This is a genomic window from Pedobacter terrestris (assembly GCF_052343045.1).
In the GTDB taxonomy this organism is placed as follows: Bacteria; Bacteroidota; Bacteroidia; order Sphingobacteriales; family Sphingobacteriaceae; genus Pedobacter.
In genome coordinates this window covers 2,147,575-2,173,249 of the sequence record NZ_CP180264.1, presented here as the reverse complement: position 1 = coordinate 2,173,249, position 25,675 = coordinate 2,147,575, and the positions used below count along the sequence as shown (strand labels likewise).

The following is a 25,675-nucleotide window of genomic DNA, read 5'->3' as shown; positions in this document are numbered from 1 at the left end:
GAGAATTATCCCGACTCTTTTTTTTTGCTTATTTTTACGTTTTAGTGCGGCGAAAGTCGCTTGTTACAACAATCAGCCACTATGAAAAAATCTGTTAAAATCCTATTTACCCTCAGTTTTCTGTCCCTTGCCACCTTTGCTCAAAAGAGCCAGATTTTAATTGCCAGAAATGCTGTTGGAAAACTCCAGGCATCAATAGCAGGGAAGGAGGATGAAAAGAAACAAATTACCATTATTACAGATGGATTAAAATCAACTGAATCTGCGGAAAAAGACAATAAAACTAAAAAGTGGGCGGAAACCTGGGCTATAAAGGCGTATCTGACATCTTATGCTGCGCTGATTGAAACAGATGCGACAAATTCTGCAAAATATTATGATCTTGCAACAGCAGCAATTCAACAAGCGAAATCTTTAGATAGATTCGAAGACAACTCTGGTCTGATTAAAGCATCTGAGCACAATATATTGATCAAAAAACAGGAGAACGGTACTTCGTCTTTCTTTGGAAATGATTTTAAAGAAGCCTATAGCGACATCAAAGAAGTGAGTGATAAGTTTCCGAAAGACACAACACTTGCATTAAATACAGCAATTTGTGCGCTAAATATCCAGGCTTATGATGATGCACTTGAATACTTTAAGCGTGCCAAAGAAAATGGAATCAGAAATCCTGCGGTATTTCAAAAGCTCGCGCAGATGTATACTACGAAGTTTGATAATGAGCTCGCAACCAGAACACTAGAGGAGGGCTTAGCGAAAAATCCATTTAACCATTCGCTAACAAATGATTATATCAATCTCTTGCTCGACACAGAAAAATACGATAAAGCCGCTACCTTGATCGAAGGAAACTTAAAAGTTGATAAAGCGAATAAACTGTTGTACTTTCTGTATGGATATCTGCAACAAGTAAAAGGAAATAACTCAACGGCAATTTTAGCTTATGATAAAGCACTTGCAACAGATCAAAATTATTTCGACGCTTTGTATCAATTGGGTTTAGCATATATAAACACTGCGAACGAATCCTTAAAAAAGGATGATCCTGAGAAGTTTTCGAAACATGATGCCTTGATCAATCGAGCGCAATTCGCTTTAAAACGTGCTAATGAAATTAATCCGAACGACAGAAAAACGGCGCAACTACTTGCGGATATATATACGCATAAAAATGCAGCCGATAAAGCAGATGAAATAAAACGTAGACTTAGGGAATTCTAGATTATGTTTTTTAACGAACTTAAAACTCATCAGTTTTCCTGATGAGTTTTTTTTTGTGATTCGATTTGCTGTGTTTTCGTATCACTAGTAATTCAATCACTATATGAGTCCTCAAAATCAGTTATAAAAATACGAAGAGACCTTGTAGGTAGGACCTATAATGATCACGATCAACTTAACATAATATTAATTATAAGACAATTTTCATTACTATATTTTTTAGACCTGAAAGATGCATATTTATCCTTTAGATTCTTTGAAAATTTAAAATAACGCTGACAATCTGCTGAAACGTAAAATGTATTTTTGGCTAAAATGCAACACATCTTAGATAATCCAATTTACAACGCACTTCGATCTAACCATCAACATATTTCATCCGGAACAACTGAAGTTAAAGTGTATGATGAAGAAATTACAGCTTTTGCTGGATTCAACGAATATTCGTCAGAAAATTATGATCAATTGCATAAAATTTCCAGCGGGAAAAATGTTCACGTGGTTTTTACCTTGGAGTCGGTAAAAGAAATGAAAAATTGGGAAATTGTTCACACCATCGATATGTTTCAAATGGTATATAACCAGCAAACTGTATCTAAAAATGAGAACAACAATTTTGTGGAATTAGACAATCAGCATATTCCACAAATGAATGAATTGGTAGAACTTACCAAACCTGGTCCTTTTTTATCTAGAACTATAGAATTAGGTAATTACATTGGTTTTTTTAACGACAGACAATTGATTTCGATGCTTGGACAACGCCTTAACCCCTACTCTTTTGTTGAAATTAGTGCGGTGTGTACACATCCAAATCATTTAGGTAACGGTTACGCGCGCGTTTTGCTAAACGAACAAATAAGGCGGATTACTGAAAATAACCAGGTTCCTTTTTTACACGTGAAAAATGATAATCAGGCTGCAATAAAACTATACGAGAAAGTAGGCTTTAATGTGAGAACAGAAATGATTGCAACGGTATTGAAGAAAAAATAAAAGGAATTAGTTTCCGGGTCTTAAAACACAACCCGGAAATAATTATTTAAATTTTTACTTGGAATCTGAGCAATCTAAGTGCGTTAATCACAACTAATAAAGTAGAGCCTTCATGCGCTAATACAGCTAAACCAATAGAAGTTACACCCAATATGGTAAGCGGAATTAACGCGGCCACTACCAATAGACTAATCCATAAGTTTTGACTGATAATGCTTTTAGCTTGCCTGCTAAGTCCAATTGCAAAAGGTAGACTTTCCAATTTGTCGCCCATTAAGGCAATATCGGCGGTTTCTAACGCAACATCAGAACCTGCCGCGCCCATTGCGATGCCAACCGTACTTTTTGCCATGGCAGGTGCGTCATTTACACCGTCGCCCACCATGGCAACCATATTTTCAAGCGCACTTAATTTGTCTATCGCGGCAACTTTATCCTCTGGCATTAGGTTGCCCCAAACATCCGTGATCCCGATTTTTTTTCCTATTGTTTCTGCAACCTGTTGATTATCGCCGGTAAGCATAATCATTTTTTTGATACCAATCTCTTTCAGTTGTTTTAAAACCCCTTGTGCTTCAGTGCGCGGAAGATCCATCAATGAAAGAATTCCTTTAAACTGATCGCCAGCTTTTACCAACATTGTAGTCTGGCCTTGTTCTTCCAATGCCTCAACCTGAAGTAATAAATCCTGAGGGATTTCTGTTTTTCCGTCCGAAACAAACATCGCCTTGTTTCCAATCGCAATGTGGATTCCGTCGATATTGGCTTCAACGCCTTTACCAGTATGGCTTATTACGTCAGATGCTGAAGGCATAGATTGATCAGAAAGTCGCTCCATGCCACCTTTGACAATAGCCGCGGCAAGCGGATGATCGCTCAGTTTCTCCACCGGGATGATCATTTTTAGAAGTGCTTCTTCGGTCAGTCCATCTACAGGAATTACATCAATTAGTTTTGGTTTTCCTTCGGTAAGTGTACCTGTTTTATCAAAAGCAATTGCATTTAATGTACCCAATTCCTCAAGCGGCCTACCACCTTTGATTAAAACACCACCGCGTGCTGCTCTGGCTATGCCACTTAACACTGCGCTCGGCGTAGAAATCGCCAATGCACAAGGACTTGCGGCTACTAAAACGGCCATTGCCCGGTAAAAACTGCTGCTAAATGGTTCATCGATAACTAGGAAAGCAAAGCATAAAACAAAAACCAGTATAAGTACAATCGGAACAAACCATTTTTGAAATCTGTCTGTAAATAGTTGCGTAGGCGATTTTTGTTTTTCCGCTTCCTGTACCATTTTGATCAACTTGGAAATGGTCGAATCGCTTGCTTTTTTGATTACCTGAATGTACAGTACGGCGCTTCCATTTATTGTACCTGCAAAAACTCGGTTTTGGGGTTTAATATTCTTTTCGATGCTGTAATTCTTCTGCAAATCTTCAACCGGAACCTTATCTACAGGAATACTTTCGCCAGTAATTGGTGCCTGATTTACCGACCCTTCTCCTTTAACAACTACACCATCTGCCGGGATTTTACTATTCGGTTTTACAACGATAGTATCTCCGATAGCGAGTTCTTCAATGCTAATTTCTACTTCTCGATTATCTTTTAGCAACAAAGCTGTTGGTGGCGCTAAAGAAGTTAGTGCTGCTATAGACATTTTGGCTTTAGACATCGCATAATGCTCAAGCGCATGCCCTAAGCTAAACAGAAACAACAATAGTGCACCTTCAATCCATTCTCCTAAAATAGCTGCACCAATTGCCGCAACGAGCATGAGAAAATCTATTTCAAAACCACCTTTTACAATGGTTAAAACGGCTTCCTTTGCCGTAAAATAACCGCCAAAAAAATAGGCAATTATACACAAAACTAAACCTAACTGATTGGGCACGTTGGTGAAGGTTAGACCGTATGCCGTAGCCAACAACACGCCACAAATTACAGCAAACATAAGTTCTGTGTACTTGCCTAATATGCCGCCATGCTCGTGGCTTTCGCGTTCTTTATGATCATGGCCTTTGGATGAGCCCGCAGTTGCCTGATTTGTATTAGAATTTTTCATAACATTTATTATTTATGTGGTGTATTTCTATTCTTCGTCGCTATTCTTCATTTTTGAAAGCAAATCATACGCACCTTTAAACACAATATTATTTTTTCCCTCAATATCTGATGCATTGGTAATTTCCACATATCCTGCATGTGCAATGCCCACATTTATGCTTGTCATTTTATAAAAATGAAATCCTTTTTGCGTGCTAGTTAAATTTTTTGGCTGGCCTTGCTCTAAAAATATATATTTAGTGCCCTGAAAATCTACAACTGCTGCTTCTGGCAAAACTTTAACAGCATTGCTACCTGTTTCAATAAATGCTTTAAGATAAGTTCCTGGTATAAATGCTTTGTTTTTATCTGCAATTGCATGTACGGTTACCGTTTTATCGGTATTTATTTCACCGCCTACTAACTGAATCGTTCCGTAATATTCGTTCGGATCATTGGTAAGCATAAACCTTACTTTTTGTCCTTTTGTAATCCGTGCAGCATCACGCTCAAACACTTTTAATTCTACATGGAGATTGGTGTTGTTTACAATTTCAAACATCACATCGTTAGGATTAACGAATTTGCCGGTATTTACATTTACTTTGGTAACGTATCCATCAATTGGTGCATACACATTAATGCTACTTTTGATTGTTCCCGGATGCAAGGTATTTGCATCGATATTAATTAAATGTAAACGTTGACTCAATGCATTTAAACGCGCCAAAGCAATTTGATACTGTGATTTTGCCTGTTGCAGAATTTTATCTGAATTTACATTCTGCGCGGCCAGAGTTTGTTGTCTTTTGTATTCAGAGTCGGCCAGTTCAAGTGTGCTCTTACTTTCCAGAAAATCTTGCTGTAGTTGAACAAAATCCTGATTTTCCAGTACTGCTATAATCTGCCCTTTTCTCACAGAACTCCCTTGCAGTAAGGACGACGCACGCACAATTCCACCCATCTGAACGGAAATGCTGACTAAATTTTGCGGAGGTACATCAATAAAACCATTTACTTTAATTGTGCCGGTTAATGATTTCTCTTCGATTCCGCCCAATGTAAGTCCGATGTTTTTGTACTGAGCCGGGCTCAAATCAACTTGGCCTTCAGATTCTGCCGCTGCTCTTTGTTCTGTTGCCGGACTTTCAGACTCCGGTTTTTCATCTTTTCCAGAGCAGGAAACAAATAACAATGCTGCAGATAGAAAGAAGATACTATTTATTTTTATGATCACTGATTTCATAGTGTGTATTATAAACCGCTTAGGTAGTTTAACGTGTAAACAGATTGGTTAAAAAGATTAACCACTTGTAAATAATTTTGCTGAATTTCTGAATAGGTTTTTAGCGCTTGCAAATACTCTATGTAAGCAATTTCTCCATTTTTAAATGCAATCTGACTTTGTTTTAAAAGTAGATTTACATTCGGCAATGCACTTTTTTCGTAATAAGCAATGCTTTCAGAATTTTTCTGCAAATCCTGGTAAGCTTGTTTATATTCGGAATTTAAGTTGTTTTTATAAAGTTGGAAATCATTTTCCGCAACTTGCTTTTCAATCTTTGCAGCTTTAATTCTTGCACTGTATGGCTTAAAGAAAATAGGCAAAGAAACACCAACCTGGAAACCCCGAAAACGTTTTGACCCGTTATACAAAATTTCCTGGTTGTTTACGCTTTGAATACCAATCATGGATTGATTGAAATAACCCAAACTAAAATCCGGCCCAGCTTTTGCTTTTTCAAGTCCGATGGATCTACTGGCAATTTCTACCTGTTGCTGCTGAAATGCAAGCGCGGGGTTTGAAAACGGAAACTTTTCTGTTTCTGCGTTAACCATCCAGTTTGCTTTTTCCAGTTTTTGTTCCGGAATTACTAAAGAATCTGATGTATTCATCAATTTCTGCAACTCGAACAGGTATACGCGAATACTGGATTGATTACGTTGCAGTTGATTTTTAATTTCAAAATACTGCGTTTCTGCCGTTGTTTTTTCCAGCAGATTGGTTTCTCCGGCCTGATATCTATAATCAGATGCTTTTTTGAAATTATTGTACACGGTATCTTGTGTGCGGTATAATTTCTGTAAAGCCAGAAGGTAAACCAATTGACTATAGGTACTTTTAACCTGATATTTCAGAATATTTTCTGAAACATTCAGATTCAGCTCTGCTGATTTGATTTTCGCATCAAAAACTTTTTTCTGATTGCCGAATAATCCGGGGTATTGAATGTCCTGCTGAATGCTGATGTTATTATCCCACTTAAGCGAATTCATTTGCCCGTATTGCAGATTGAAATTGGTTTTCCCTAAATCGACCGCACTTTTTTTCAAGGTCGCTTGCTGATCAATTCGTGCTTTTGAAGATTGTATTGACGGATTTGTCTTCAAAGCCTGCTCAATTGCAGCTTCTAAAGTAACGGGTGGTGTTGGCGCCGTTGTTTGCGCATTCAGCGTAGCTGGAACATTTAATCCAATAGCAATCAGCAATCCGATAATGATTTTTGCTGCCCTCACGTTAGTTTTGGATTTGAAGTTTTCGAAATAGGTATATAAAATTGGCAGTACAACCAGTGTGAGAATAGTTGAGGTAATTAAACCACCAATTACAACTGTTGCTAAAGGTTTTTGAACTTCGGCACCGGCAGCAGATGATACGGCCATTGGTAAAAATCCGAGCGATGCAACAGCTGCTGTCATCAGTACTGGCCTTAACCTAATTGCAGTTCCTTGCAGAACAATTTCATTCAGATTTTCTAAACCTGTTTTCTTCAATCGGTTAAATTCTGTAATCAAAACGATCCCGTTTAGTACGGCAACACCAAAAAGTGCAATAAAACCAACACCTGCAGAAATACTGAAAGGCATCCCCCGAAGCAACAGCGCGAAAATGCCGCCAATTGCCGCCATTGGAATTGCAGAGAAGATTAAAACAGATTGTTTAACAGATCCAAAAGAAAAATATAGCAACAATAAAATCAGTAACAACGCAATTGGCACGGCAACAGAAAGCCTGTCTTTTGCTTGTTTCAAGTTTTCAAACTGACCACCGTAAGTGATATAATATCCGGCCGGAAGTTTAATTTTCTGATTGATTTTGTTTTCAATTTCTGTAACGACACTTTGAATATCTCGGCCACGAACATTTAAGCCCACAATAATTCTACGTTTTGTATCTTCTCGTTGAATCTGGTTCGGGCCAACCTTAAAATCAACATCAGCCAATTGATCAAGTGTAACCTGATTTCCGGAAGGACTTGTAATATAAATATTCTTTACATCGTCAATATCTTTACGGTTTTCTGTTGCTAAACGGAGTACCATATCATAACGTTGCTCGCCTTCATAAACTAAACCCGCCGACTGACCTGCGAAAGCAGTGTTTATGGCTTGATTAACCGTTTCAATACTGATTCCATATTGCGCGATCCGATCCCGGTTAATTTTAACCACAATTTGCGGCAATCCATTTGCCTGCTCCACATATAAATCTTTTGCGCCTTTAACACCGGAAACAATTTGCCCAATTTGCTGAGATAAACTGGTTAACTCATCCAAATCATCGCCAAAAATTTTAATTCCAATATCTTGTCTTACACCAGAAATCAGCTCATTTGAGCGCAATTGAATAGGTTGAGAAAAACCAAATGTTACACCAGGAATTACAGATAAGGTCTCTCCCATTTTTTCTGCCAATTCTTCTCGGCTTTTGGCACTCGTCCAGCTTTTCTTATCTTTTAGCATTACAGTTAAATCTGTGGCTTCCATTGGCATTGGATCTGTAGGAATTTCTGCCGATCCAATCTTACCGATAACCTCTTTTACTTCAGGAAATTTATTGACCAGAATAGCAGATGCCTGATTAATTTTTTCTATACTTTGTGTAAGCGAGCTTCCGGTTAGTAAGCGTGTTTCTACAGCAAAATCTCCTTCTTCCAATTGCGGTAGAAATTCACCACCCATTCTAAGGAAAAGAAGAATACTGACCATTAGAAGCGTAACTGAAGCAATTACCACTGTAATTCTTTTTTTTAGTGCTCCTTTTATTATCGGTGTATAATATTTAAGGAAGAAATCCATCATCCTATCTGAGAGGTTCTTTCTCTTCGATATTTTTTTGCTCAACAACATTGAAGAAATCATTGGCACGTAAGTAAGCGATAATATGAATGCTCCGATGATGGCAAATGAAACGGTTTGCGCCATTGGGCCGAACATTTTTCCTTCAATACCTACCAAGGCAAGAATTGGCAGATACACAATCAGGATAATAATTTGTCCGAAAGCTGCAGCGCTCATCATTCTTATTGCTGATTTTTCTACCTGTTCATCCATTTCTTTTTGAGTAAATGCACGTCCGAGTGTATTGCCAGCCAACATATGTAAGGTGGCTTCTACAATAATTACGGCACCATCTACAATCAATCCAAAATCTATCGCACCGAGGCTCATTAAGTTTCCGGATACGCCAAATAAATTCATCAGCGATATCGCAAATAACATCGCCAGCGGGATTACAGATGCAACAACTAAACCAGCACGGAAATTTCCGAGGAATAAAACCAAGACAAAAATTACAATTAAGGCACCTTCAACCAGGTTTTTTCCAACGGTACCAATTGCCCGGTCTACCAAAGCGCTACGGTCTAAAAATGGTTCAATTACAATACCTTCTGGTAATGTTTTATTGATGCGTTCTATTTTAAGTTTAACTTGTTTAACAACATTGTTGGCATTAGAACCTTTAAGCATCATTACAATGCCGCCAACTGCCTCATTTTGATTTCCTTTAACCGCGCGCGTCAGTGCGCCATAACGAATGGCGTTACTAATGCTTACGGTTGCAACATTCTCGACCAAAATCGGGACGCCGTTAGCGCCAGTTTTAACAACGATTTTCTTAATATCGTCTACATTGCCTACCAAACCTTCACTCCGTATGAAGTACGCATTCGGTTTTTTGTCTATATATGTCCCGCCGGTATTTCTATTGTTTTGCTCAAGTGCCGTAAATACATCGTTAATACTTAGACTAAAACTTCTCAGTTTTTCAGGCTCTAAGGCAATCTCATATTGTTTTAATAATCCACCGAAGCTATTTACTTCAGCAATACCGGGTGTTCCTAAAAGTTGCTTACGTACGATCCAATCTTGAATGCTACGCAATTCTTTTGCATCGTATTTTTCTTCAAAACCCGGTTTGGCGTGTACTACATATTGATAAATTTCGCCTAATCCGGTTGATATTGGCGAAATCTCTGGATTTCCAAGTTCTGATGGAACATTGTTTTTTGCCTCTGATAGTTTTTCGTTAACCTGTTGCCTGGCCCAGTAGATGTCTACATCGTCATGAAATACAATCGTTACAACTGAAAGCCCGAAACGGGATATGGAACGTACCTGCTCAATTTCAGGTATGGTAGCCATAGTTTGCTCAACGGGATATGTAATTAGCGTTTCTACCTCTTGTGCGGCCAAAGACGGACTTTGGGTGATAACCTGCACCTGGTTGTTGGTAATATCGGGAACTGCATCTATAGGCAACTGTTTAAGTGAGTATAAACCCCAGGCAATTAAAGCAAGAGTAAATAATCCGATAATGAGTTTATTGCCTATAGAAAATTCAATGATTTTCTTTAGCATTATGAAATAATTAGATTAAAATAAATTGAATAAGCGATTGCATATTCCGCTTTACAGCAGAATGCATATCGCAAAAACGGATTTACTTAACCCAATTTAGGCGGTTGCCAAATGGAAATGTGAGGAGTACTTACGTTGTTAAATGGAAATTCTGCATATTCTACTAACAAAAGCGGAACAATTGCACCAGTGTTAACTACATGTTTGGTAAGCGTTGGGGTGCTGCAACATGAACACAGACAAAATGGGGAGCAGTAATCTGCAACGGCATTTTTTTCTGCAGTGGTGCTTTTGATAACAGAAGAAATTTGAGCACCTGAAAAATCTTGAGCATATCCATCAGCACAAGGCAATAAGCACATGGTCAGGATTATAATGCTAAGAAACCAGTTCAAAAATTTCATCGGTTTTTTCTGCAATATTAGCTCTACGTTTTGAAAGTTCAAAACATTTTTACAAAATATGATGTGAAAATTAAGATCGATGCGGGAGTAACAATCTGTATACCTGTGAAAAACAAACATTTCAACGCTGCAAAAATTTTTATAAATAAACAGGTTATTCCAGTGTTGAAGTTAAAACCAGTTTATCCCTTTTTTTAGGTACTGCAGCGTTTTAAATTCTTCAGAATCTACAGCAGGTTGTACATTATAACCCCAATTGGCCTGCGGTGGCAAACTCATTAAAATAGATTCTATTCTACCATTGGTTTCCAATCCGAATTTAGTTCCGGAATCGTAAACCAGATTAAATTCTACATAGCGACTTCTGCGCTGATATTGCCATTGTTTGTTGGCTTCAGTAAAGTCTATATCGCGATTACGGTCAATCAATTCGGTATAAACCGGAAGAAAAGTTTCGCCAATGTTTACCGAGAAATCAAGAATTTCACTCCAGCTTAAATCTGTATTATCGGGCTTTAACCGATCGTAAAATATCCCACCTACGCCGCGGGTTTCTTCCCGGTGTTTAATAAAAAAATAATCGTCTGCATGTTGTTTAAATTTTGGATAAAATGCAGGATTAAATTCATCGCAAGCTTGTTTTAATTTATGGTGAAAAAAGCGAGCATCGTTCTCAAACACATAATGAGGTGTTAAATCTATGCCGCCCCCAAACCAACGCGTTTCTTCGTTGAGTTCAAAATATCGAATATTCATATGAATAATCGGAACCATTGGATGGTTTGGATGAATTACGATAGAAACGCCCGTTGCAAAAAACTCATCTTCATCAACATTAAATGCTTTTTTTATGCTTTCTGGCAGCTTGCCATGTACTGCAGAAAAATTTACACCACCTTTTTCAATCAGGTTTCCATTCTGCATAATCCGTGTGCGCCCGCCGCCGCCGCCTTCGCGTTGCCACAATTCTTCTTCAAATTTCCCTTTGCCATCGGCAATTTCCAATCCTCTACAAATCTCTTCCTGAATTTGTTTGTAACGATCTGCGACTTCTTCTCTAAACATGGTGACGATGAGTTTTTACAATATCAAAGCTACGGCTTATCACTTTAGCTAAACCGATTTAAATACACTTAATACATTTGATTGACAGTTGATCTGGTAATTGGGTGTATACACCACAAAACCAATTTGTGAAATGTATAGAAGCAACTGTTATTATTTTTCGATGTAATCCAGATCTTTATTGAAACTCTCTTTCAAATAAATTACGGATGCCATAGCAACGAAAGTTACAATGCCCATTACGATAAAACCTGCGGTTACAATACCGTAGTGACCTACAAAAAATTCAAAAACGAGTGTAATCGGGATGAGTGCGCCGCGAACAAAGTTTGGCGCTGTAGTGGTTACTGTAGATCTGATATTGGTACCGAATTGTTCTGCTGCAATGGTTACAAAGGTTGCCCAATACCCAACTGCAAAGCCCATAAACAAGCACAACCAAATAAAACTTTGCTCTGTTAAACCTGTGCTTGTTAAATAGAAAATAACTGTAAAAACAGATAAGGTTTGGAATATCAACACAGTTTTTTTGCGTGAACGTAAGATCTGAGCAAGAAAACCGCAGACCACATCGCCTATGGCGATACCAAAATAGGTAAACATAATACCGGTACCGGCATTTAGTGTTTCTTTCGCCTGCAAAGCTTTACCGATTTCGGGCGATTGCGTAATTAATATCCCTACAATAAACCACAAAGGTAAACCGAGGCAAATACAAGCCAGGTATTTAAGGAATCGTTTTCCGTCTGACAGCAGCATAAAAAAGTTTCCTTTTACGATTTTACTGTCTTCAGATGTATTTTTAAACATGCCGGATTCAAAGGTCCCCACACGCAACAACAACAAAAGTAATCCCATGCCACCGCCAACGAAATAAGATGTTTGCCAGGTATAATGTTTTCCAATAACCGCCGCGGCAGCAGCACCAAGCAAACCTATTCCGGCAACTATCATAGTTCCGTAACCGCGTTTTTCTTTATCCATTGTTTCGGTAACCAAAGTTATGCCTGCGCCAAGTTCTCCTGCCAGGCCAATACCGGCAACAAACCGGATTATGGCATAAGTGTGTACGTTGGTTGCAAAACCGTTAGCGATATTAGCCAGAGAATACAACAATATGGATCCGAATAAAACTTTAATCCGCCCATATTTATCGCCGATAATGCCCCACAACAATCCTCCCATTAACAAACCGAACATTTGCATATTGATTACATATTCGCCATTTGTACGCATATCTTCCGGAGAAATACCGATGTCTTCAAAGCTTTTAAGTCTGACAACAGAGAAAAGCACCAGGTCATAGATATCAACAAAATAACCTAAGGCAGCTACAATAACCAGGAAAATGATGTTACGATTGTTTGGTTTGGAATTTGAGTTCATTCAAATATTCGGTTTAACGGCTGAAAGTACAAATTACCGGGAAACAAAAGAAAAATATTCGAAGAATTGATGCACATGACAGCGAAATTCAGGCGCATATCGAAGTCGGGAATTGAAAAGGCCATTCCTGGTTAGAGAATGGCCGTAATGTTTTTACATTGGTGGTGTTTTGGTTGTTGTATCCGGCGGCGTTGTAGTGGTTGTGGTATCTGCCGGGGTTGTAGTCATTGTAGAATCCATCGTTGTACTGTCTGATGATCCAGCCATATTTTTCGATGAATTGCATGCCGATGTAGCTGCAATAAGCGAGCCTGCAACAGCAAGACTTAAAATTATCTTTTTCATAGTTTTATATTGTTATCTGCCATTCATAACAACATAAAATGCGTTTGGTTTTGATTATCAGGTAAATGCGCACAAATAAAATATTCATATTTTTTTCCTGAGCAATGCAAAATGGTAAAACCAAAAGACCGTTGTAAATCGTAAAATTTGAGATTCGGGCTTTGACATCATGATTTTACCATGTTCCACTATTCAGAACTTTGTACTAAAATTGCATCCCATTATGTATTAAAATATTACGTAAACATCATCAACAAAACTTTAAAACATGGCAAATGTTTCTGATATTAGACATTATGATAATTTCTCAAAATACCCTTAAATGGGCTCTGCGCTTCTATCCTCCCCTTTTTTTTCAGCGTATTTGGGTAAAGAAGTTCGAGAATGATTTTAAGAGCTGTACCGTAAAACTGAGTAAAAGTATCTGGAATAAAAACTACAACGGATCTATTTTTGGCGGTACAATTTATGCTGCATCCGATCCTTTTTACGCCCTTTTATTTGATCAGTTAATGCAGCGCCGTGGCTTTAAAGTTCGGGTTTGGCTCAAAAGTGCGTCTATACAATACTTAAAACCAGCAAGAAGCACAGTTTATTTTACCATTACCGTAACAGACGAAATGATTGCCGAAGCTGAAGAAGCGCTCAAAACTGTCGGCAAGTTTATAAAAGCTTACCCAATGGAAATTAAAACCAAAGAAGGTGAACTTTGCGCAACTGTAATGAATGAAGTATACATCCGCAATCTGCATCAGGGCGAAATGCCGCGGGTTGCTTACTAAAATCTGAAATATGGCAAGTATAAAGGGGTTGATTTTGCAAGGCGAAGGCGTAATGCTCGACTTTAAAAAAACCATTACCAATACAGAAAAAATTGCGAAAAGTTTAGTTGCATTCGCCAATAACCGTGGCGGCAGATTGCTCATTGGCGTAGCCGATGATGGTACAATTAAAGGCGTAAAATCTGAAGAAGAAGAAAAATACATGATTTTAACTGCTGCGCACCAATTTTGTAAACCCGCCATTGAACCTTTTTTTGAAGAGGTTTATGTAGATGATAAACTGATTCTGATTGTAAACATCCCGGAGAGTGATACAAAACCGCATTATGCTTTAGACGACCAAAAAAAATGGTGGGCATATATCAGGATAGACGATAAAAGTGTTCTTGCCAGCAAAATTATTGTTGATGTTTTGAAGCATGAACAGTATCAAACCGGTGTAATGATTTCTTATTCTGAAAATGAGAAAAAACTTTTAGAATTCTTATCTGAAAATGAACGCATTACGCTTAAACAGTTTAGTAAAATGCTGCGTTGCTCATATAGAAAGGCGCAAAAAATACTGGTCAACCTTTTGTTAACCAATGTAATACGGAACCATACAACAGAAAAAGAAGAATATTTTACAGCAGTTTAAGGATTGTTGCGAGTCATTTTCATTGTGAGGAGTTTCGTCAACCTTAAAGATTCCTTACCACGATTACCCATTACAACCGAAATAAATTTGTCACTGTCCCTAAATAGATTTCTCGCTACTCGTAAAGTAGATGCTCCCTGCGATCGAGGTGACGGACGATGACGAAATAAATAAACCCCTACTGCTATTCGCAGTAAGGGTTTTATACTATTTTGTCTTAATGCAATGAATCAACTTAAAGTCCACTCAGGTCTTTCAAAATGGCAAGTGTAGCCATAAGGTACTTTTTGTAAATAATCCTGATGATCTTCTTCAGCATTCCAGAATGCTGTTGCCGGCACAACTTCAGTCACAATTTTACCGGGCCATTTACCGGAAGCGTCCATCTCAGAAATTAACTGATTGGCAACATCGCGCTGTTCATCGTTCAGATAAAAAATCGCAGAGCGATAAGACGTTCCAATATCATTTCCCTGTCTGTTTTTAGTTGTAGGGTCATGAATCTGGAATAAGTATTCTAATAATTTACGGTAAGATAAAATAGTGGGATCAAACGTAATTTCTATAGCTTCAGCGTGCGTGCCATGATTTCTGTACGTTGCATTAGGTATATCACCGCCGGTATAACCAACTACTGTTGATAATACACCAGGCTGATGACGAAAGAGTTCCTCAACACCCCAAAAACATCCTCCTGCCAAAATCGCTTTTTCAGTATTCATAATTTATTAATTTTTATAAAGGTAATTACAGAACAGGATTTGACCTAGCCCGGTTTTCAAATTCCAACAACTTTTGACGAACAAATGTTAAATTTAAAACCGGAAAAACACAGTCCGATTTTTTATTTATTTACGCATGGGTTTAGGGAAAACCTGGTGACCATTTGCCCATTGTTGCCACAAACGGCGCAGTTCTGCAACTTTAGTGGGGTTTTGTGCAGCTAAATCTTTAGTTTCTGAATGATCTTTAGATAAATCGTATAAATGCCAGGTGCTATCATTACTTAAAGAAACCAGTTTCCACATGCCTAAACGGGCATATCTGGCACCAAAATGTTCATTGAACAACTGTTCATGACCAGCAGAAACTTTACCTTTAAACGATGGAATTAAACTTAAACCGGTTGTTGGTATAATGTTTTTTCCCTTGTAGGTTTCTGGATATTTCACGCCGGCAACGTCTACAAAAGTTTGCATAAAATCCATCACATGCCCAACCTGATTGCTGTAGCCACCAACATTTTTGGTTATTCCCTTGGGCCAAAATGCAATCATTGGTGTATGTATTCCGCCTTCGTAAGATTCTGCTTTAGCATATTCGTAAGGTGTGTTCGCTACATTTGCCCATACCCGACCGATAGAACTGTATGTGGTTTGCGGACCAGGCATAGTTTCTTTTTTTGTAGCATAAATAATGGGTGAACCATTGCGGGTTTCGCTCGGACGATCAAATCCCGAACCATAAGCAGCAGCATTTTCCGGACTTGCGCCATTATCAGATAAAAATATGATAATGGTATTATCTAGTTTGCCGGTTGTGTGTAATGCATCTATAATCCGGCCAATGCCTTGATCCATACAATCAATCATTGCAGCGTGAACAGCCATTGCTTTCGCATCCCAAACCCTATCGGGATTATTCTCCCAACTTGTGGTTTTGCCTAAAGGTTTAGATAGCTTCGTATTACTGGAATCAATTAAGCCAAGTTTCACCATTTTTTTATATCGCGCTTCGCGGATGACGTCCCATCCAACTTTATAGGTCTCTTTGTATTTTGCAATATCTTCCGGCTTTGCCTGCAAAGGCCAGTGTGGCGCATTTTGGGCAACATACAGGAAGAAAGGTTTGTTGCTCTTTTTCCAGGAATTGATATAAGCCACGGCCGTATCATTTATCGCATCGGTTTGGTAATAACCTTTAGGCACAGTTTTGATTGGTTTGGTATCACTCACTAAACTAAAAGGATCAAAAAAATTTACTACACCCCAAATGGTACCGAAAAAATGTTCGAACCCTCTACTGGTTGGATATTGTGCAATGGGAGAAAAATCGCCGTAATCTTTTTGGTGGTTTAACCATGCCAGTTGCTCCTTCGGATTTTTCTGCACATTGGTATTAGAAACATGCCATTTCCCAGACATAGCGGTATGGTAACCGGCATTTTTCAGTACTTCGGCTAACGTAACAGTATTTTCGCCCAAATGCCCTAAATAGCCAGGCTCATCTTCAGCTTCTGTCATTTTTCCAATTCCGGCTTGCTGATTATATAAGCCGGTTAATAATGATGCACGCGTTGGACAGCACCTCGAAGTATTGTAAAATGATCTGTAACGCAAACCGTTTTTTGCCAGAAAATCAATATTTGGTGTATTTATTTCTCCACCGTAACAGCCAACATCAGAAAAGCCCAGATCATCTGCCATAATCACCACAATATTTGGCCGTTCGGAATGTAGATTTGTGGTGTTTTCTTGTGGATTCCGTTCAAATGCGCTAGCCAAAACAAAAACAGATGCAGAAATGGCCGCAAAGGGGATCAAGATTTTTTTAGATTTCATGTTTTAGCAATTGAATTAATTGTTGGTGGCGTACAAAGCTGAGGTAATGCTGTACTGCAATTTAAAACAGCAATCAGCCATATACTTCTAATTTACTAAAACGGTTTAAAATACTGCATTCCAAACAATAAGTTTCTTAAAATCTTTTATTAGCGCGCATTTGCATTACGCGCCTTTTTCCTACGGAGGCAAATTTCTGCTTCATAAATACAAGAAAATATCCTAATAAAACTTCAATATAGGTTAAAAATCAAATTTGATCCATTTCGCGTATAGTCCGATCTAAATTTTCTTCCTTTTCTAATTTAAGTTTTTGTTTAAGGCGATAGCGCGCCATGCGAATACTTTTTGGTTCTACACCTAGTCTGCTTGCAATTTCTTTATTGTCCAATCCCATCAAAATGTAAGAACAATATTTTAGATCTAAGCGTGTTAAATGGTTTTCTGCGCGCTGTTGTAGGGCATTAAAAAAGTTAGGATGCGCTTTGTTTAAAGCTTGCTGTTGTTCATCGAGATTTTTATCCATGCGCAAATTCTGATTAATAATACGGCTAATTTGCCTTGCGGCCATTGGCGCATCCACATCCCTCGATTTTTCTTTTAACACATTCAGAATGACATTTTTTTCCTCAATTTTTAATGTTCCGGCAAGTAATTCTTTTTCCAGCCATTCGGCGCGGTCTTGCAGCAATTCTTGTTCTGCTTTTAGTCTGATGCTTTCTTCGGCCCGTAATGACGCCTGCAGCTCTACTTCCTGCTTTTCTAACGCCAGGCGTTGCGCTTCTGCATCTTTCAGTTTTGCCAGCAACTCTGCTTCTTCTTTTTCTTGTTCGGATAATTTCTTTTGCTGTAAAGATGCTTTTAACTTGTAATGATAAGAACTGAGTAAAAGTGCGAGTACGGTAATCCCAGCAGAACCGATTAAAATGTACAGCCAATTTAATCTTCTATTGTAGTCTGTTCTTTCCTTTAAACGGAGAATCTCATTTTCGCGCTGCGCAGATTGATATTCTTCTTCAAGCTGCTGTGTAATAGACAATTTTTGCAAATCGAAAACCTTGCTGTAGTACGCAGAGTATTGTTTGTAATAATTGAGCGCGCGCTTTATATCGCCACTTTTTTCGGCCACATTGGCTAAGCCAAGCATTAAGCGAGATCGGGTAATATCGGCACCGCCTGATGAGTTTTCCAGCTCAGAAATTCCAGTAACTAAGTATTGTTCTGCGCTTTTAAAATCTTTTTCGCGCAGCGCATATTCGCTCAAAATTCCATAACAATTTGCCAATACCTCGCGGCCATTAAACCGGCGGGCAATGTGCAGTGCAAGTTGTACGTATTTGAATGTACTGTCTTTATAGGTATTAGGGAAATATTTGAAATAGGCATTTCCCATGTTGAGTGCCGTAAGTGCAGCATTACTCTGTATCAGTATTTTATCGTGGTTTTGGTTGTAATATACCATCGCCCTGCGGTAATAATTTAAAGATGAATCCAGCCGGTTGCGGCGATCGAGATTGCGTTCAAAAGAAGAGAAAAAACTGTGTGCATACGTCATGTAACCAATTTGAATATCATCCGGATATGCACTTTTTTTTGATAAAACCAGACATGCTTTTGCATATTTGTGTTGCTTCAACGTATCGCTGCCGTAAGCATAAATGCCGGCAATATAATGGTTAATAAGTGTTTTATAGCTGGAAGATCTTCTATCGTCATGATCTGCAATTAGTTTTTCAGCCTGTAAAAAATGAGACATGGCTTTAGAATCATTTCCCTTAACCAGCTCAAACCAGCCTTTTCTAAACCATACAAAAGCATTTAATATCGGTTTTTTAGACAACTTCGAAACCGAAACTGCACTGTCAATATATATTCCGGCACGTTGCTCCTGGTTTTTCTGTACAAGCAAATGTGCAATGGTTGCATAACAAAAACCCATTGATGCATGATCTTTATTTTTTTTAGCCAGATTTAATGCTTGCTTCCCCGTATTTAACGCCTGATCAATATTTTGCTCAAATGTTGATCGGGCGAGTTCAGCCAATAGTACCGGTTTTTCTGCAGATGTTGCTTGTTTAAGTGCACGGTTTAACGAATCTATAACTAACTTTTGAGCAGTACCATTTTGATTAAAAATAAGCAGCGCAAGGACTATAAATAGAGGGGTAATTTTTTTCAGGGGCATTGGGTAAAGTTATCAGATTAATTTACATGTACTTAGAAACAACTACAACTTTCAAAAGTTTTATTCAGTAAATCAATAAGTTAGCTTATTTATGTAGACCTTTTGTAGACAAATTTTGCTCAGGTAGTAGACGCTGCATAGACGTTTGATTTTTGGAAAACGCAATGGCTCTATTGTACTTTTGATTCAACATTTATTCACCTAAAAAACAAATACTATGTCTAACAAAACTATGGCTATTGTAGCCTACATCACCATTATTGGTTGGATCATTTCTTATCTGGAATATAAAAAAAGTTTGGATAAAAGTCCGCTGGTGGCCTATCACCTTGGTCAATCGCTTGGACTTATTATTCTATCCTTCGTGCTATCAATTGCCCTTTCCATACTCGCTATTCTGGTTCCGGCACTAGCTATGGTATCTATGGTTATCGGCGTACTAACGTTTATTTTATTATTGCTGGGCGTTGTGGCAGCTTCTAATGAAGCTATAAAACCTTTACCCGTAATTGGTAAACTTTTCGAAGGTAAATTTAATTTTGCGCGTTAACGGTTAATGCTCTAAAACCGGGAGGGGAACAAGTGTCCCCTCTTTTTGTTTACTTAAAAAAGTAAATATGAAAACCTTAGTTTTTTATGCATTGGCAATAAGCTTCTGTGGTGGTTTATTGGCTTGTAAAAGCAATACACAGCAAACAGATATACCTTTCCGGTTGCCAAAAGTTCCGCTTCAGTATAGCGCTTCGGCTACAGATCTCGGACTTAATTCTGTAGATACTATCTACCGGGCAGATAGTTTGGCTCAGCGTATGCTGGTTTCCGTATCATTGATAGATAAGCCAGCGGCAAAAATCTGGAAAATTGATACCATGCATTTTGTTTATAAAAACAGACTGGCCGATTGGGAACACCAAAAAAGAGGTTTTTACTGGTTGTTTCAGGATTTAAGCGTATCCAGCAATTATGCGCGCAATCGCGATGGTGTAGAAACCGAAGTGTATGACCGTTATAAAGAATACTTTATGTTTAAACCGGTTTATCAACCAGCCAAAGGCGATAAATACCCAACAATAGATTATAAATTAATGGATGAATATTGGGTAAAATTAAATGCCGATGTGGTGGCAATTTCTAACCCAAGCGATGGAGATTTATTCGTGTTGGCGCATCCTATTCTTAAAAGAATACGCCAACAAGATTTATACCGAATGGTGAATGTTACCGATAGTGTGCCTTTACCTTATTATAGCGATAAAGTAGATTCTACAAGATTGGTTTGCCTGCGTATTGCGGTTTTTCAACTCAACACGCCACAGCATTAAATTCTTATTAAATAATCGCTTTAGGACAACTTACTGCTGGTAAACTTTCTTCAGGGCGATAATACAAAGCATAAAATTTCTTTTTATAATCTTTATACTGACTTACAGCACCAAAAAAATGCATGGTACGAATATAATACCAAGCCAAATCTACCTGGAAAGGTTTAAAACCACTTCTGGCACTTTTAGGAAATAAATGGTGATTGTTGTGCCACTCTCCGGCTACTATGCCTGGCCAAATCTGGTTTATAGATTTATCTGTGCGGCAAAAATCCGTTCCTTCTACCTGTTTCTGCTCGCCACGTGCATGGCCTTCATAATTGAAAGTACGTACACCAATGGCCCAAAATCCGGCGGCACCGAATAAGGTACAAGCTAAAGCATGTCCACCAATTAAATAGAATGCAAAGTACCAGAAAGACCAATTGATAAGCCAGAATAAAACCGCATATGCGGGATGCGCAAACGAACCCCATTTTTGATATTGCGTATAATTGTTTCCATTTACACCGGTATGGCGCATCAGGCGTTTAACGCGGTTATAATCGGCTTCATCTAAATTTTTGTTAATAGGCTGATGGTTTACATCGGCAAGAAAACAATATAAAAAACCAGCTTCAGCATTATATGGATCGCCGGGTTGATCTGATTTTGCGTGATGAACGTGATGAGAAACCACATAAATTTCTTCGGGTATTACGCTAACAGTTAAGTTTTGAGTAACAAAGCGCCAGAAACCATTTTTAAAAGTGTAAGCGCCATGTGTGCAATACCGATGGTGCCAAATGGTGCCGTGTGTGCCCATTACAATCATACTGTACAGAAATGCAGCAAGAACAGTCCACCAGGAGAAAAAATATACTAAAAAAATAAAGAAAAAAGGAATCAGACAAAGTACTTTAAACCAGCTAAAAAAAGGGAGCCAGTTTTTTTTGCACTTAAAAATATTCAATCTCGAAAAAAACTCAAGGATAATTTCTTTGTGCGAAGGTTTAATTAAATTGCCTTGCTCATCCTTCCATCCATAAGAAGGTGGCTGTAGTACATGGTCTAAAAATGGCATTTATGGGGTTCAATAGTTTACAGGGAGGATAAAGGTTTATTTCCGATTGGTCAGAAAGGAAATATTTGGTGGTGTTTTTTACATCCATAAAAAAAGAACTTGCCCAATTCTGGACAAGTTCTTTTTGGTCATCTATTTAAAGATATACTAAACGATCTTCACATTGATAGCGTTAAGGCCTTTACGACCTTCTTCAACATCGAAAGCTACTTGATCGTTTTCCTGGATCTCGTCAATAAGTCCCGACACGTGGACAAAAATTTCTTTACCTGTGTCATTTTGTGAAATAAATCCAAAGCCTTTTTGGCTGTTGAAGAACTTCACTGTTACTTGATTTTGCATTGTATTTTATTAATAAGGCCGAAAGGTAGGTATAATAACTGAGGTATTTATAAAACACACTGTTTTTCATTGAAATAAAAACTTTTTACAACTTCTGCGGGTACAAACAGGTATTTTAACGTACAAAATAAATTGCAATTGTTTACTGACTCAACAACTCATTAACATTAGTCATTGGATTTATCGGTACTGTAGATGCTTTTTTTGCGAAATAAAACCACATCAGATGTTTTGCGTATCAACTTACTTGTTTATAATATTGTTTTGGTTGGAGCGTGAGTGAAAACTCATCGCTAAAATCGGCATTAAAAACCCTAAAGAACATTTTCCATTCATCTTTTACCAACTGTGCAATATAGTTTCTAAATACTTTTTCAAATTGGGCAAACTCAATATCGGGTTTAGAAATAACCAGATATTCTTCTTCTGTAACCACAACTACTTCTCCAATCCAACCTGGCCATCTTTTTTTAATTTCTACTGGTAATTGGCGGTAATGTTGCCTGTCTATAAAGCGCCCCATATCTTCAATTAATTGCAAATCTATTTTTTGTGAAGATACATTTGTCCAACGGTGGTTCAATACATCCATTTTGCCTAAAAGCTTAGCTTCATCCCAAATTTCAAATGGCTGTCCGCTTTGGTTTTGTAACAGCAAATAAACTTTAAAGCCTAAAATCTCTTTAAAATCTTCGTGCATAAAATGTAGTTTGATCATAGCTATTGGTGTAAATTAATGATTTTCCTGAATGTTAAATTGATTCTGGCTTTCATTGCTTTGCTTGATTTTGCAATGCGATGCTCCCAGTTTTGTTGCAAATCTCCTTTCATAATAAGAAGTGAGCCATGCTCCAGACGTATAGAATACTTTTCTTTATGGTTGTTTTTCTTCCGGATATCGAAACACCTTACCTGTCCAAAAGTTAAAGATGCAATTGTTGGATGTGATCCCATTACGGTTTCATTATCACTATGCCAGGCTACAGAATCTTGTCCATCCCGGTAATAATTTAAAAGCACACTGTTGAAAGTTATGCCGGCTATCGGTTCTACTAAATTTTTTAGCTTATATAAATCATCTGTCCAATGTAAGGGAATAGATTTACCTAATACAGTATAATCTATGGCTTGCGGATCGCCGTACCAAGCCGAAAGTCTTGGCGTTAAAACATCCTTGTCATACATTTTTACTACCTTTTGTACCCAGGGTGTTTGCTGAATTAATTTATTAAAAATCAAATCACTATGTGTATCTGAAATAAATTCAGGTCGATATTCTAAAACCTCAATGGGCAATCCGGGAGTATAACCAGCTTCCTTAAAAAAACTCAATTGTTCCATGCTTGAACAAAAGTGCAAAAAAATATTTTAATTACTAATATTTTTAGTATTATATTTGTTGCGCTGAACCGTTTAAATAAAGAGTGTTATGGAAAAGGGTGTAAAAAAAGATGTAATTTTTGAATTAAAGGCGCAAATATTGGCTTTGCAAGGCTATAAAAATACGTCTGCAACAATGCAAGCTCCTAAAGGACTGGATGTTTTTGCAGCTGCATTTCCGAACCGTGTTTTTCCATTAAATGGCATTCATGAATTTATATCTTATAGTAGTGAAGAAACCGCTTCTACCACAGGTTTTATTAGCGGTATTCTTTCTGAATTAATGCAAAGTGGTTCTCCAAGCATTTGGATCTGTACAAACAGAAGTTTGTTCCCTCCGGCATTAAAACGGTTTTCTGTACCCCCAGAATCGGTTATTTTTATTGAAGCAAAAAATGAAAAAGAAATTTTATGGGTTACAGAAGAAGCCTTAAAATGCGAAGGATTGGCCGCTGTAATTACTGAACTTCCTGAACTTAGCTTTGCGGCTTCCAGACGGCTACAACTTGTAATTGAACAGAGTAAGGTAACTGCTTTTTTTGTGAGAGAAAATCCGAAACACTTAAATAGTACAACTTGCCTTGCACGCTGGCAAATAAAACCCTTACCAAGTCAATTGTTAGGCGGAATGCCTGGTGTTGGAAATCCTCATTGGCAAGCAGAACTTATTAAGGTTAGAAATGGTAAAGGTGGCATTTTTGAATTGACCTGGTCTGCTTCGGGATTTACTTCTACAGCGATTAAAAATCAAAAAATATTGCGTTTAAAAAGACTTCAGGCAGGTTAAAATAATGGGTACTCGCTACGTAAGTATATGGTTTCCGTATTTGTTAACCGATTGGATGTGCATCCGTAAACCTCAGCTTAAAAACAAAGCACTGGTTTCTGTAGCGCCCAAACATGGCCGGCTGATTATTGTTGCATCCAATGCTTTAGCCAATAAACAAGGCATAAAGAACGGAATGGTTTTGGCAGATGCACGGGCTTTAATGCACAATTTAGAAGTGTTTGACGATAAACCCCAAAGGCGTGAAAAACTTTTATCGGCTATTGCCCGTTGGGCAATCCGTTATACACCAATGTCTTCTACAGATGAAAACGGTTTGTTGCTTGATGTTTCTGGTTGCTGCCACCTTTGGGGCGGAGAAAGTACGTACCTCTCTACTATTCAAAACCGGTTAAACAAACTGGGTTATACCGTAAAACTGGCCATAGCAGATACAATTGGTGCTGCATGGGCAACTGCACGTTTCAATTCGGCGCAAAAAATCATCGAGCCAAATGGACAAATTAACGCCCTGCTACAATTGCCACCGGCAGCACTAAGATTAGAAAATCATACCATAGAGAAATTACAGAAACTTGGTTTTTATACCATAAACCGTTTCATCAATATTCAGCGAAGCGTATTGCGCAGACGTTTTGGCGATGCCTTTTTAACGCGACTTGGACAAGCAATGGGTACAGAACCCGAAGGTTTTAATCCGATAGAATTGATACCTGAATATATAGAACGCCTGCCCTGCCTTGAGCCAATACGTACCGCAACAGCAATTGAAATTGCCATTCAAAAATTACTGGAACAACTATGTAAAACCTTACAAAGCGATGATTTAGGCCTTAGAAAAGCAGAACTTAAAGGTTACCGTATTGATGGAAAAATTATTACAAGCCAGATTGGAACCAATAAACCCAGCAACAATCCAAAACATTTGTTTAAACTTCTGGCTTTGAATATTTCTAAAATTGCGCCCGGTTTAGGGATTGAATTGTTTACGCTGGAAGCCAGTAAAACAGAAAAAATAGCAGTAGAACAAGATAAATTGTGGAGTACTCCATCCGGACTTGGCGAACAATCCTTAGCAGAATTGCTGGATCGTGTAGCCGGAAAAATTGGCGCAAAAGCCATTCACCGTTATTTGCCGCAGGCAGATTACTGGCCGGAAAGGGCTTTTAAACTCGCCGGAACATTAACAGAAAAAAGTGACATTAAATGGCATAATCCCGGCAAAAGACCTATCCAACTGCTTAATCCGCCAGAAAAGATAGAAGTTACCGCGCCCATTCCCGATTATCCACCCATGCTTTTTATATATAAAGGAGAACGCCACAGCATAAAAAAAGCAGACGGTCCCGAACGTTTAGAACGCGCATGGTGGCTGGAAAAAGGTGAACACCGCGATTATTATACTGTAGAAGATGAAACCGGTAAACGCTACTGGTTATTCCGATCGGGGCATTATGCCGCAGAAGAGTCAATTTGGTACATTCATGGTTTTTTTGCCTGATAA

22 protein-coding genes are annotated in these 25,675 nt (G+C 38.2%); 8 read left to right on the top strand and 14 right to left on the bottom strand.

Annotation, left to right across the window (positions count from 1 at the left end; genetic code table 11):
* The first annotated feature begins 81 nt into the window (after nt 1-81).
* On the top strand, nt 82-1,224 hold the full coding sequence (locus ACJVDH_RS09425) for a tetratricopeptide repeat protein (protein WP_443947315.1): 1,143 nt from the start codon (nt 82-84) through the stop codon (nt 1,222-1,224).
* A 315-nt stretch (nt 1,225-1,539) separates the two neighbouring features.
* Nucleotides 1,540-2,220: a GNAT family N-acetyltransferase gene (locus ACJVDH_RS09420; protein WP_443947314.1), complete on the top strand. Its 681-nt coding sequence runs from the start codon at nt 1,540-1,542 to the stop codon at nt 2,218-2,220.
* Nucleotides 2,221-2,266: 46 nt separating this feature from the next.
* On the opposite strand, the gene ACJVDH_RS09415 is transcribed toward ACJVDH_RS09420, so the two are convergent.
* From ACJVDH_RS09415 to ACJVDH_RS09385, 7 genes are all read right to left on the bottom strand, one after another.
* Nucleotides 2,267-4,288: a heavy metal translocating P-type ATPase gene (locus tag ACJVDH_RS09415; RefSeq protein WP_443947313.1), complete on the bottom strand. Its 2,022-nt coding sequence runs from the start codon at nt 4,286-4,288 to the stop codon at nt 2,267-2,269.
* A gap of 27 nt (nt 4,289-4,315) precedes the next feature.
* Nucleotides 4,316-5,515, bottom strand: coding sequence for an efflux RND transporter periplasmic adaptor subunit (locus ACJVDH_RS09410; protein ID WP_443947312.1), 1,200 nt, complete (start codon nt 5,513-5,515; stop codon nt 4,316-4,318).
* Between the two features lie 8 nt (nt 5,516-5,523).
* Nucleotides 5,524-9,912 (bottom strand): CusA/CzcA family heavy metal efflux RND transporter, encoded by a 4,389-nt coding sequence (locus ACJVDH_RS09405; protein WP_443947311.1) that lies wholly within the window; start codon nt 9,910-9,912, stop codon nt 5,524-5,526.
* Between the two features lie 86 nt (nt 9,913-9,998).
* Nucleotides 9,999-10,316, bottom strand: coding sequence for a DUF6660 family protein (locus ACJVDH_RS09400; protein ID WP_443947310.1), 318 nt, complete (start codon nt 10,314-10,316; stop codon nt 9,999-10,001).
* 171 nt (nt 10,317-10,487) lie between these two features.
* Nucleotides 10,488-11,381: an oxygen-dependent coproporphyrinogen oxidase gene (hemF, locus tag ACJVDH_RS09395; RefSeq protein WP_443947309.1), complete on the bottom strand. Its 894-nt coding sequence runs from the start codon at nt 11,379-11,381 to the stop codon at nt 10,488-10,490.
* Between the two features lie 153 nt (nt 11,382-11,534).
* Nucleotides 11,535-12,767 (bottom strand): MFS transporter, encoded by a 1,233-nt coding sequence (locus ACJVDH_RS09390; RefSeq protein WP_443947308.1) that lies wholly within the window; start codon nt 12,765-12,767, stop codon nt 11,535-11,537.
* Nucleotides 12,768-12,920: 153 nt separating this feature from the next.
* Nucleotides 12,921-13,112 carry a coproporphyrinogen III oxidase gene (locus ACJVDH_RS09385; RefSeq protein ID WP_443947307.1) on the bottom strand — a complete coding sequence of 64 codons (192 nt, stop codon included), beginning with the start codon at nt 13,110-13,112 and terminating at the stop codon, nt 12,921-12,923.
* A 296-nt stretch (nt 13,113-13,408) separates the two neighbouring features.
* Here ACJVDH_RS09385 and ACJVDH_RS09380 point away from each other — a divergent pair, with 296 nt between their 5' ends.
* A complete protein-coding gene (locus ACJVDH_RS09380) occupies nt 13,409-13,894 on the top strand; it encodes a DUF4442 domain-containing protein (protein ID WP_443947616.1) in 486 nt (161 codons plus the stop codon).
* A gap of 10 nt (nt 13,895-13,904) precedes the next feature.
* On the top strand, nt 13,905-14,531 hold the full coding sequence (locus tag ACJVDH_RS09375) for an AlbA family DNA-binding domain-containing protein (protein ID WP_443947306.1): 627 nt from the start codon (nt 13,905-13,907) through the stop codon (nt 14,529-14,531).
* A gap of 230 nt (nt 14,532-14,761) precedes the next feature.
* On the opposite strand, the gene msrA is transcribed toward ACJVDH_RS09375, so the two are convergent.
* The 3 genes from msrA to ACJVDH_RS09360 all read right to left on the bottom strand — a co-directional run bounded on the left by msrA (nt 14,762) and on the right by ACJVDH_RS09360 (nt 19,277).
* The gene (gene msrA, locus ACJVDH_RS09370) at nt 14,762-15,253 is read right to left on the bottom strand and encodes a peptide-methionine (S)-S-oxide reductase MsrA (RefSeq protein WP_443947305.1); all 492 of its coding nucleotides are present in this window, start codon (nt 15,251-15,253) and stop codon (nt 14,762-14,764) included.
* A gap of 126 nt (nt 15,254-15,379) precedes the next feature.
* Complete coding sequence (locus ACJVDH_RS09365) at nt 15,380-17,092, bottom strand: arylsulfatase (RefSeq protein WP_443947304.1); 1,713 nt, start codon at nt 17,090-17,092, stop codon at nt 15,380-15,382.
* Between the two features lie 250 nt (nt 17,093-17,342).
* Nucleotides 17,343-19,277: a LuxR family transcriptional regulator gene (locus ACJVDH_RS09360; RefSeq protein ID WP_443947303.1), complete on the bottom strand. Its 1,935-nt coding sequence runs from the start codon at nt 19,275-19,277 to the stop codon at nt 17,343-17,345.
* A 217-nt stretch (nt 19,278-19,494) separates the two neighbouring features.
* Here ACJVDH_RS09360 and ACJVDH_RS09355 point away from each other — a divergent pair, with 217 nt between their 5' ends.
* The gene (locus ACJVDH_RS09355) at nt 19,495-19,827 is read left to right on the top strand and encodes a DUF4870 domain-containing protein (RefSeq protein ID WP_443947302.1); all 333 of its coding nucleotides are present in this window, start codon (nt 19,495-19,497) and stop codon (nt 19,825-19,827) included.
* Nucleotides 19,828-19,894: 67 nt separating this feature from the next.
* On the top strand, nt 19,895-20,599 hold the full coding sequence (locus tag ACJVDH_RS09350; RefSeq protein WP_443947301.1) for a hypothetical protein: 705 nt from the start codon (nt 19,895-19,897) through the stop codon (nt 20,597-20,599).
* 7 nt (nt 20,600-20,606) lie between these two features.
* Here the strand turns inward: ACJVDH_RS09350 and ACJVDH_RS09345 are convergent, their stop codons facing one another.
* From ACJVDH_RS09345 to ACJVDH_RS09330, 4 genes are all read right to left on the bottom strand, one after another.
* Nucleotides 20,607-21,662, bottom strand: a complete 1,056-nt coding sequence (locus ACJVDH_RS09345; RefSeq protein ID WP_443947300.1) for a fatty acid desaturase — start codon at nt 21,660-21,662, stop codon at nt 20,607-20,609.
* A gap of 147 nt (nt 21,663-21,809) precedes the next feature.
* Entirely contained in the window at nt 21,810-22,004 is a 195-nt protein-coding gene (locus ACJVDH_RS09340; RefSeq protein ID WP_443947299.1) for a cold-shock protein, read from the bottom strand.
* Nucleotides 22,005-22,242: 238 nt separating this feature from the next.
* On the bottom strand, nt 22,243-22,722 hold the full coding sequence (locus ACJVDH_RS09335; protein ID WP_443947298.1) for a hypothetical protein: 480 nt from the start codon (nt 22,720-22,722) through the stop codon (nt 22,243-22,245).
* Nucleotides 22,723-22,724: 2 nt separating this feature from the next.
* Nucleotides 22,725-23,345, bottom strand: coding sequence for an alpha-ketoglutarate-dependent dioxygenase AlkB family protein (locus ACJVDH_RS09330; protein WP_443947297.1), 621 nt, complete (start codon nt 23,343-23,345; stop codon nt 22,725-22,727).
* An 88-nt stretch (nt 23,346-23,433) separates the two neighbouring features.
* Here ACJVDH_RS09330 and ACJVDH_RS09325 point away from each other — a divergent pair, with 88 nt between their 5' ends.
* Together ACJVDH_RS09325 and ACJVDH_RS09320 are read left to right on the top strand one after the other, a co-directional pair.
* The gene (locus ACJVDH_RS09325; protein ID WP_443947296.1) at nt 23,434-24,171 is read left to right on the top strand and encodes an ImuA family protein; all 738 of its coding nucleotides are present in this window, start codon (nt 23,434-23,436) and stop codon (nt 24,169-24,171) included.
* 4 nt (nt 24,172-24,175) lie between these two features.
* The gene (locus tag ACJVDH_RS09320; protein ID WP_443947295.1) at nt 24,176-25,672 is read left to right on the top strand and encodes a Y-family DNA polymerase; all 1,497 of its coding nucleotides are present in this window, start codon (nt 24,176-24,178) and stop codon (nt 25,670-25,672) included.
* Nucleotides 25,673-25,675 lie beyond the last annotated feature (3 nt).

Excerpts from the sequence above, each read along its gene's own strand:
- ACJVDH_RS09425 (WP_443947315.1), top strand. The coding sequence starts at position 82 with ATGAAAAAATCTGTTAAAATCCTATTTACCCTCAGTTTTCTGTCCCTT.
- ACJVDH_RS09420 (WP_443947314.1), top strand. The coding sequence starts at position 1,540 with ATGCAACACATCTTAGATAATCCAATTTACAACGCACTTCGATCTAAC.
- ACJVDH_RS09415 (WP_443947313.1), bottom strand. The coding sequence starts at position 4,288 with ATGAAAAATTCTAATACAAATCAGGCAACTGCGGGCTCATCCAAAGGC.
- ACJVDH_RS09410 (WP_443947312.1), bottom strand. The coding sequence starts at position 5,515 with ATGAAATCAGTGATCATAAAAATAAATAGTATCTTCTTTCTATCTGCA.
- ACJVDH_RS09405 (WP_443947311.1), bottom strand. The coding sequence starts at position 9,912 with ATGCTAAAGAAAATCATTGAATTTTCTATAGGCAATAAACTCATTATC.
- ACJVDH_RS09400 (WP_443947310.1), bottom strand. The coding sequence starts at position 10,316 with ATGAAATTTTTGAACTGGTTTCTTAGCATTATAATCCTGACCATGTGC.
- hemF (WP_443947309.1), bottom strand. The coding sequence starts at position 11,381 with ATGTTTAGAGAAGAAGTCGCAGATCGTTACAAACAAATTCAGGAAGAG.
- ACJVDH_RS09390 (WP_443947308.1), bottom strand. The coding sequence starts at position 12,767 with ATGAACTCAAATTCCAAACCAAACAATCGTAACATCATTTTCCTGGTT.
- ACJVDH_RS09385 (WP_443947307.1), bottom strand. The coding sequence starts at position 13,112 with ATGAAAAAGATAATTTTAAGTCTTGCTGTTGCAGGCTCGCTTATTGCA.
- ACJVDH_RS09380 (WP_443947616.1), top strand. The coding sequence starts at position 13,409 with ATGATAATTTCTCAAAATACCCTTAAATGGGCTCTGCGCTTCTATCCT.
- ACJVDH_RS09375 (WP_443947306.1), top strand. The coding sequence starts at position 13,905 with ATGGCAAGTATAAAGGGGTTGATTTTGCAAGGCGAAGGCGTAATGCTC.
- msrA (WP_443947305.1), bottom strand. The coding sequence starts at position 15,253 with ATGAATACTGAAAAAGCGATTTTGGCAGGAGGATGTTTTTGGGGTGTT.
- ACJVDH_RS09365 (WP_443947304.1), bottom strand. The coding sequence starts at position 17,092 with ATGAAATCTAAAAAAATCTTGATCCCCTTTGCGGCCATTTCTGCATCT.
- ACJVDH_RS09360 (WP_443947303.1), bottom strand. The coding sequence starts at position 19,277 with ATGCCCCTGAAAAAAATTACCCCTCTATTTATAGTCCTTGCGCTGCTT.
- ACJVDH_RS09355 (WP_443947302.1), top strand. The coding sequence starts at position 19,495 with ATGTCTAACAAAACTATGGCTATTGTAGCCTACATCACCATTATTGGT.
- ACJVDH_RS09350 (WP_443947301.1), top strand. The coding sequence starts at position 19,895 with ATGAAAACCTTAGTTTTTTATGCATTGGCAATAAGCTTCTGTGGTGGT.
- ACJVDH_RS09345 (WP_443947300.1), bottom strand. The coding sequence starts at position 21,662 with ATGCCATTTTTAGACCATGTACTACAGCCACCTTCTTATGGATGGAAG.
- ACJVDH_RS09340 (WP_443947299.1), bottom strand. The coding sequence starts at position 22,004 with ATGCAAAATCAAGTAACAGTGAAGTTCTTCAACAGCCAAAAAGGCTTT.
- ACJVDH_RS09335 (WP_443947298.1), bottom strand. The coding sequence starts at position 22,722 with ATGATCAAACTACATTTTATGCACGAAGATTTTAAAGAGATTTTAGGC.
- ACJVDH_RS09330 (WP_443947297.1), bottom strand. The coding sequence starts at position 23,345 with ATGGAACAATTGAGTTTTTTTAAGGAAGCTGGTTATACTCCCGGATTG.
- ACJVDH_RS09325 (WP_443947296.1), top strand. The coding sequence starts at position 23,434 with ATGGAAAAGGGTGTAAAAAAAGATGTAATTTTTGAATTAAAGGCGCAA.
- ACJVDH_RS09320 (WP_443947295.1), top strand. The coding sequence starts at position 24,176 with ATGGGTACTCGCTACGTAAGTATATGGTTTCCGTATTTGTTAACCGAT.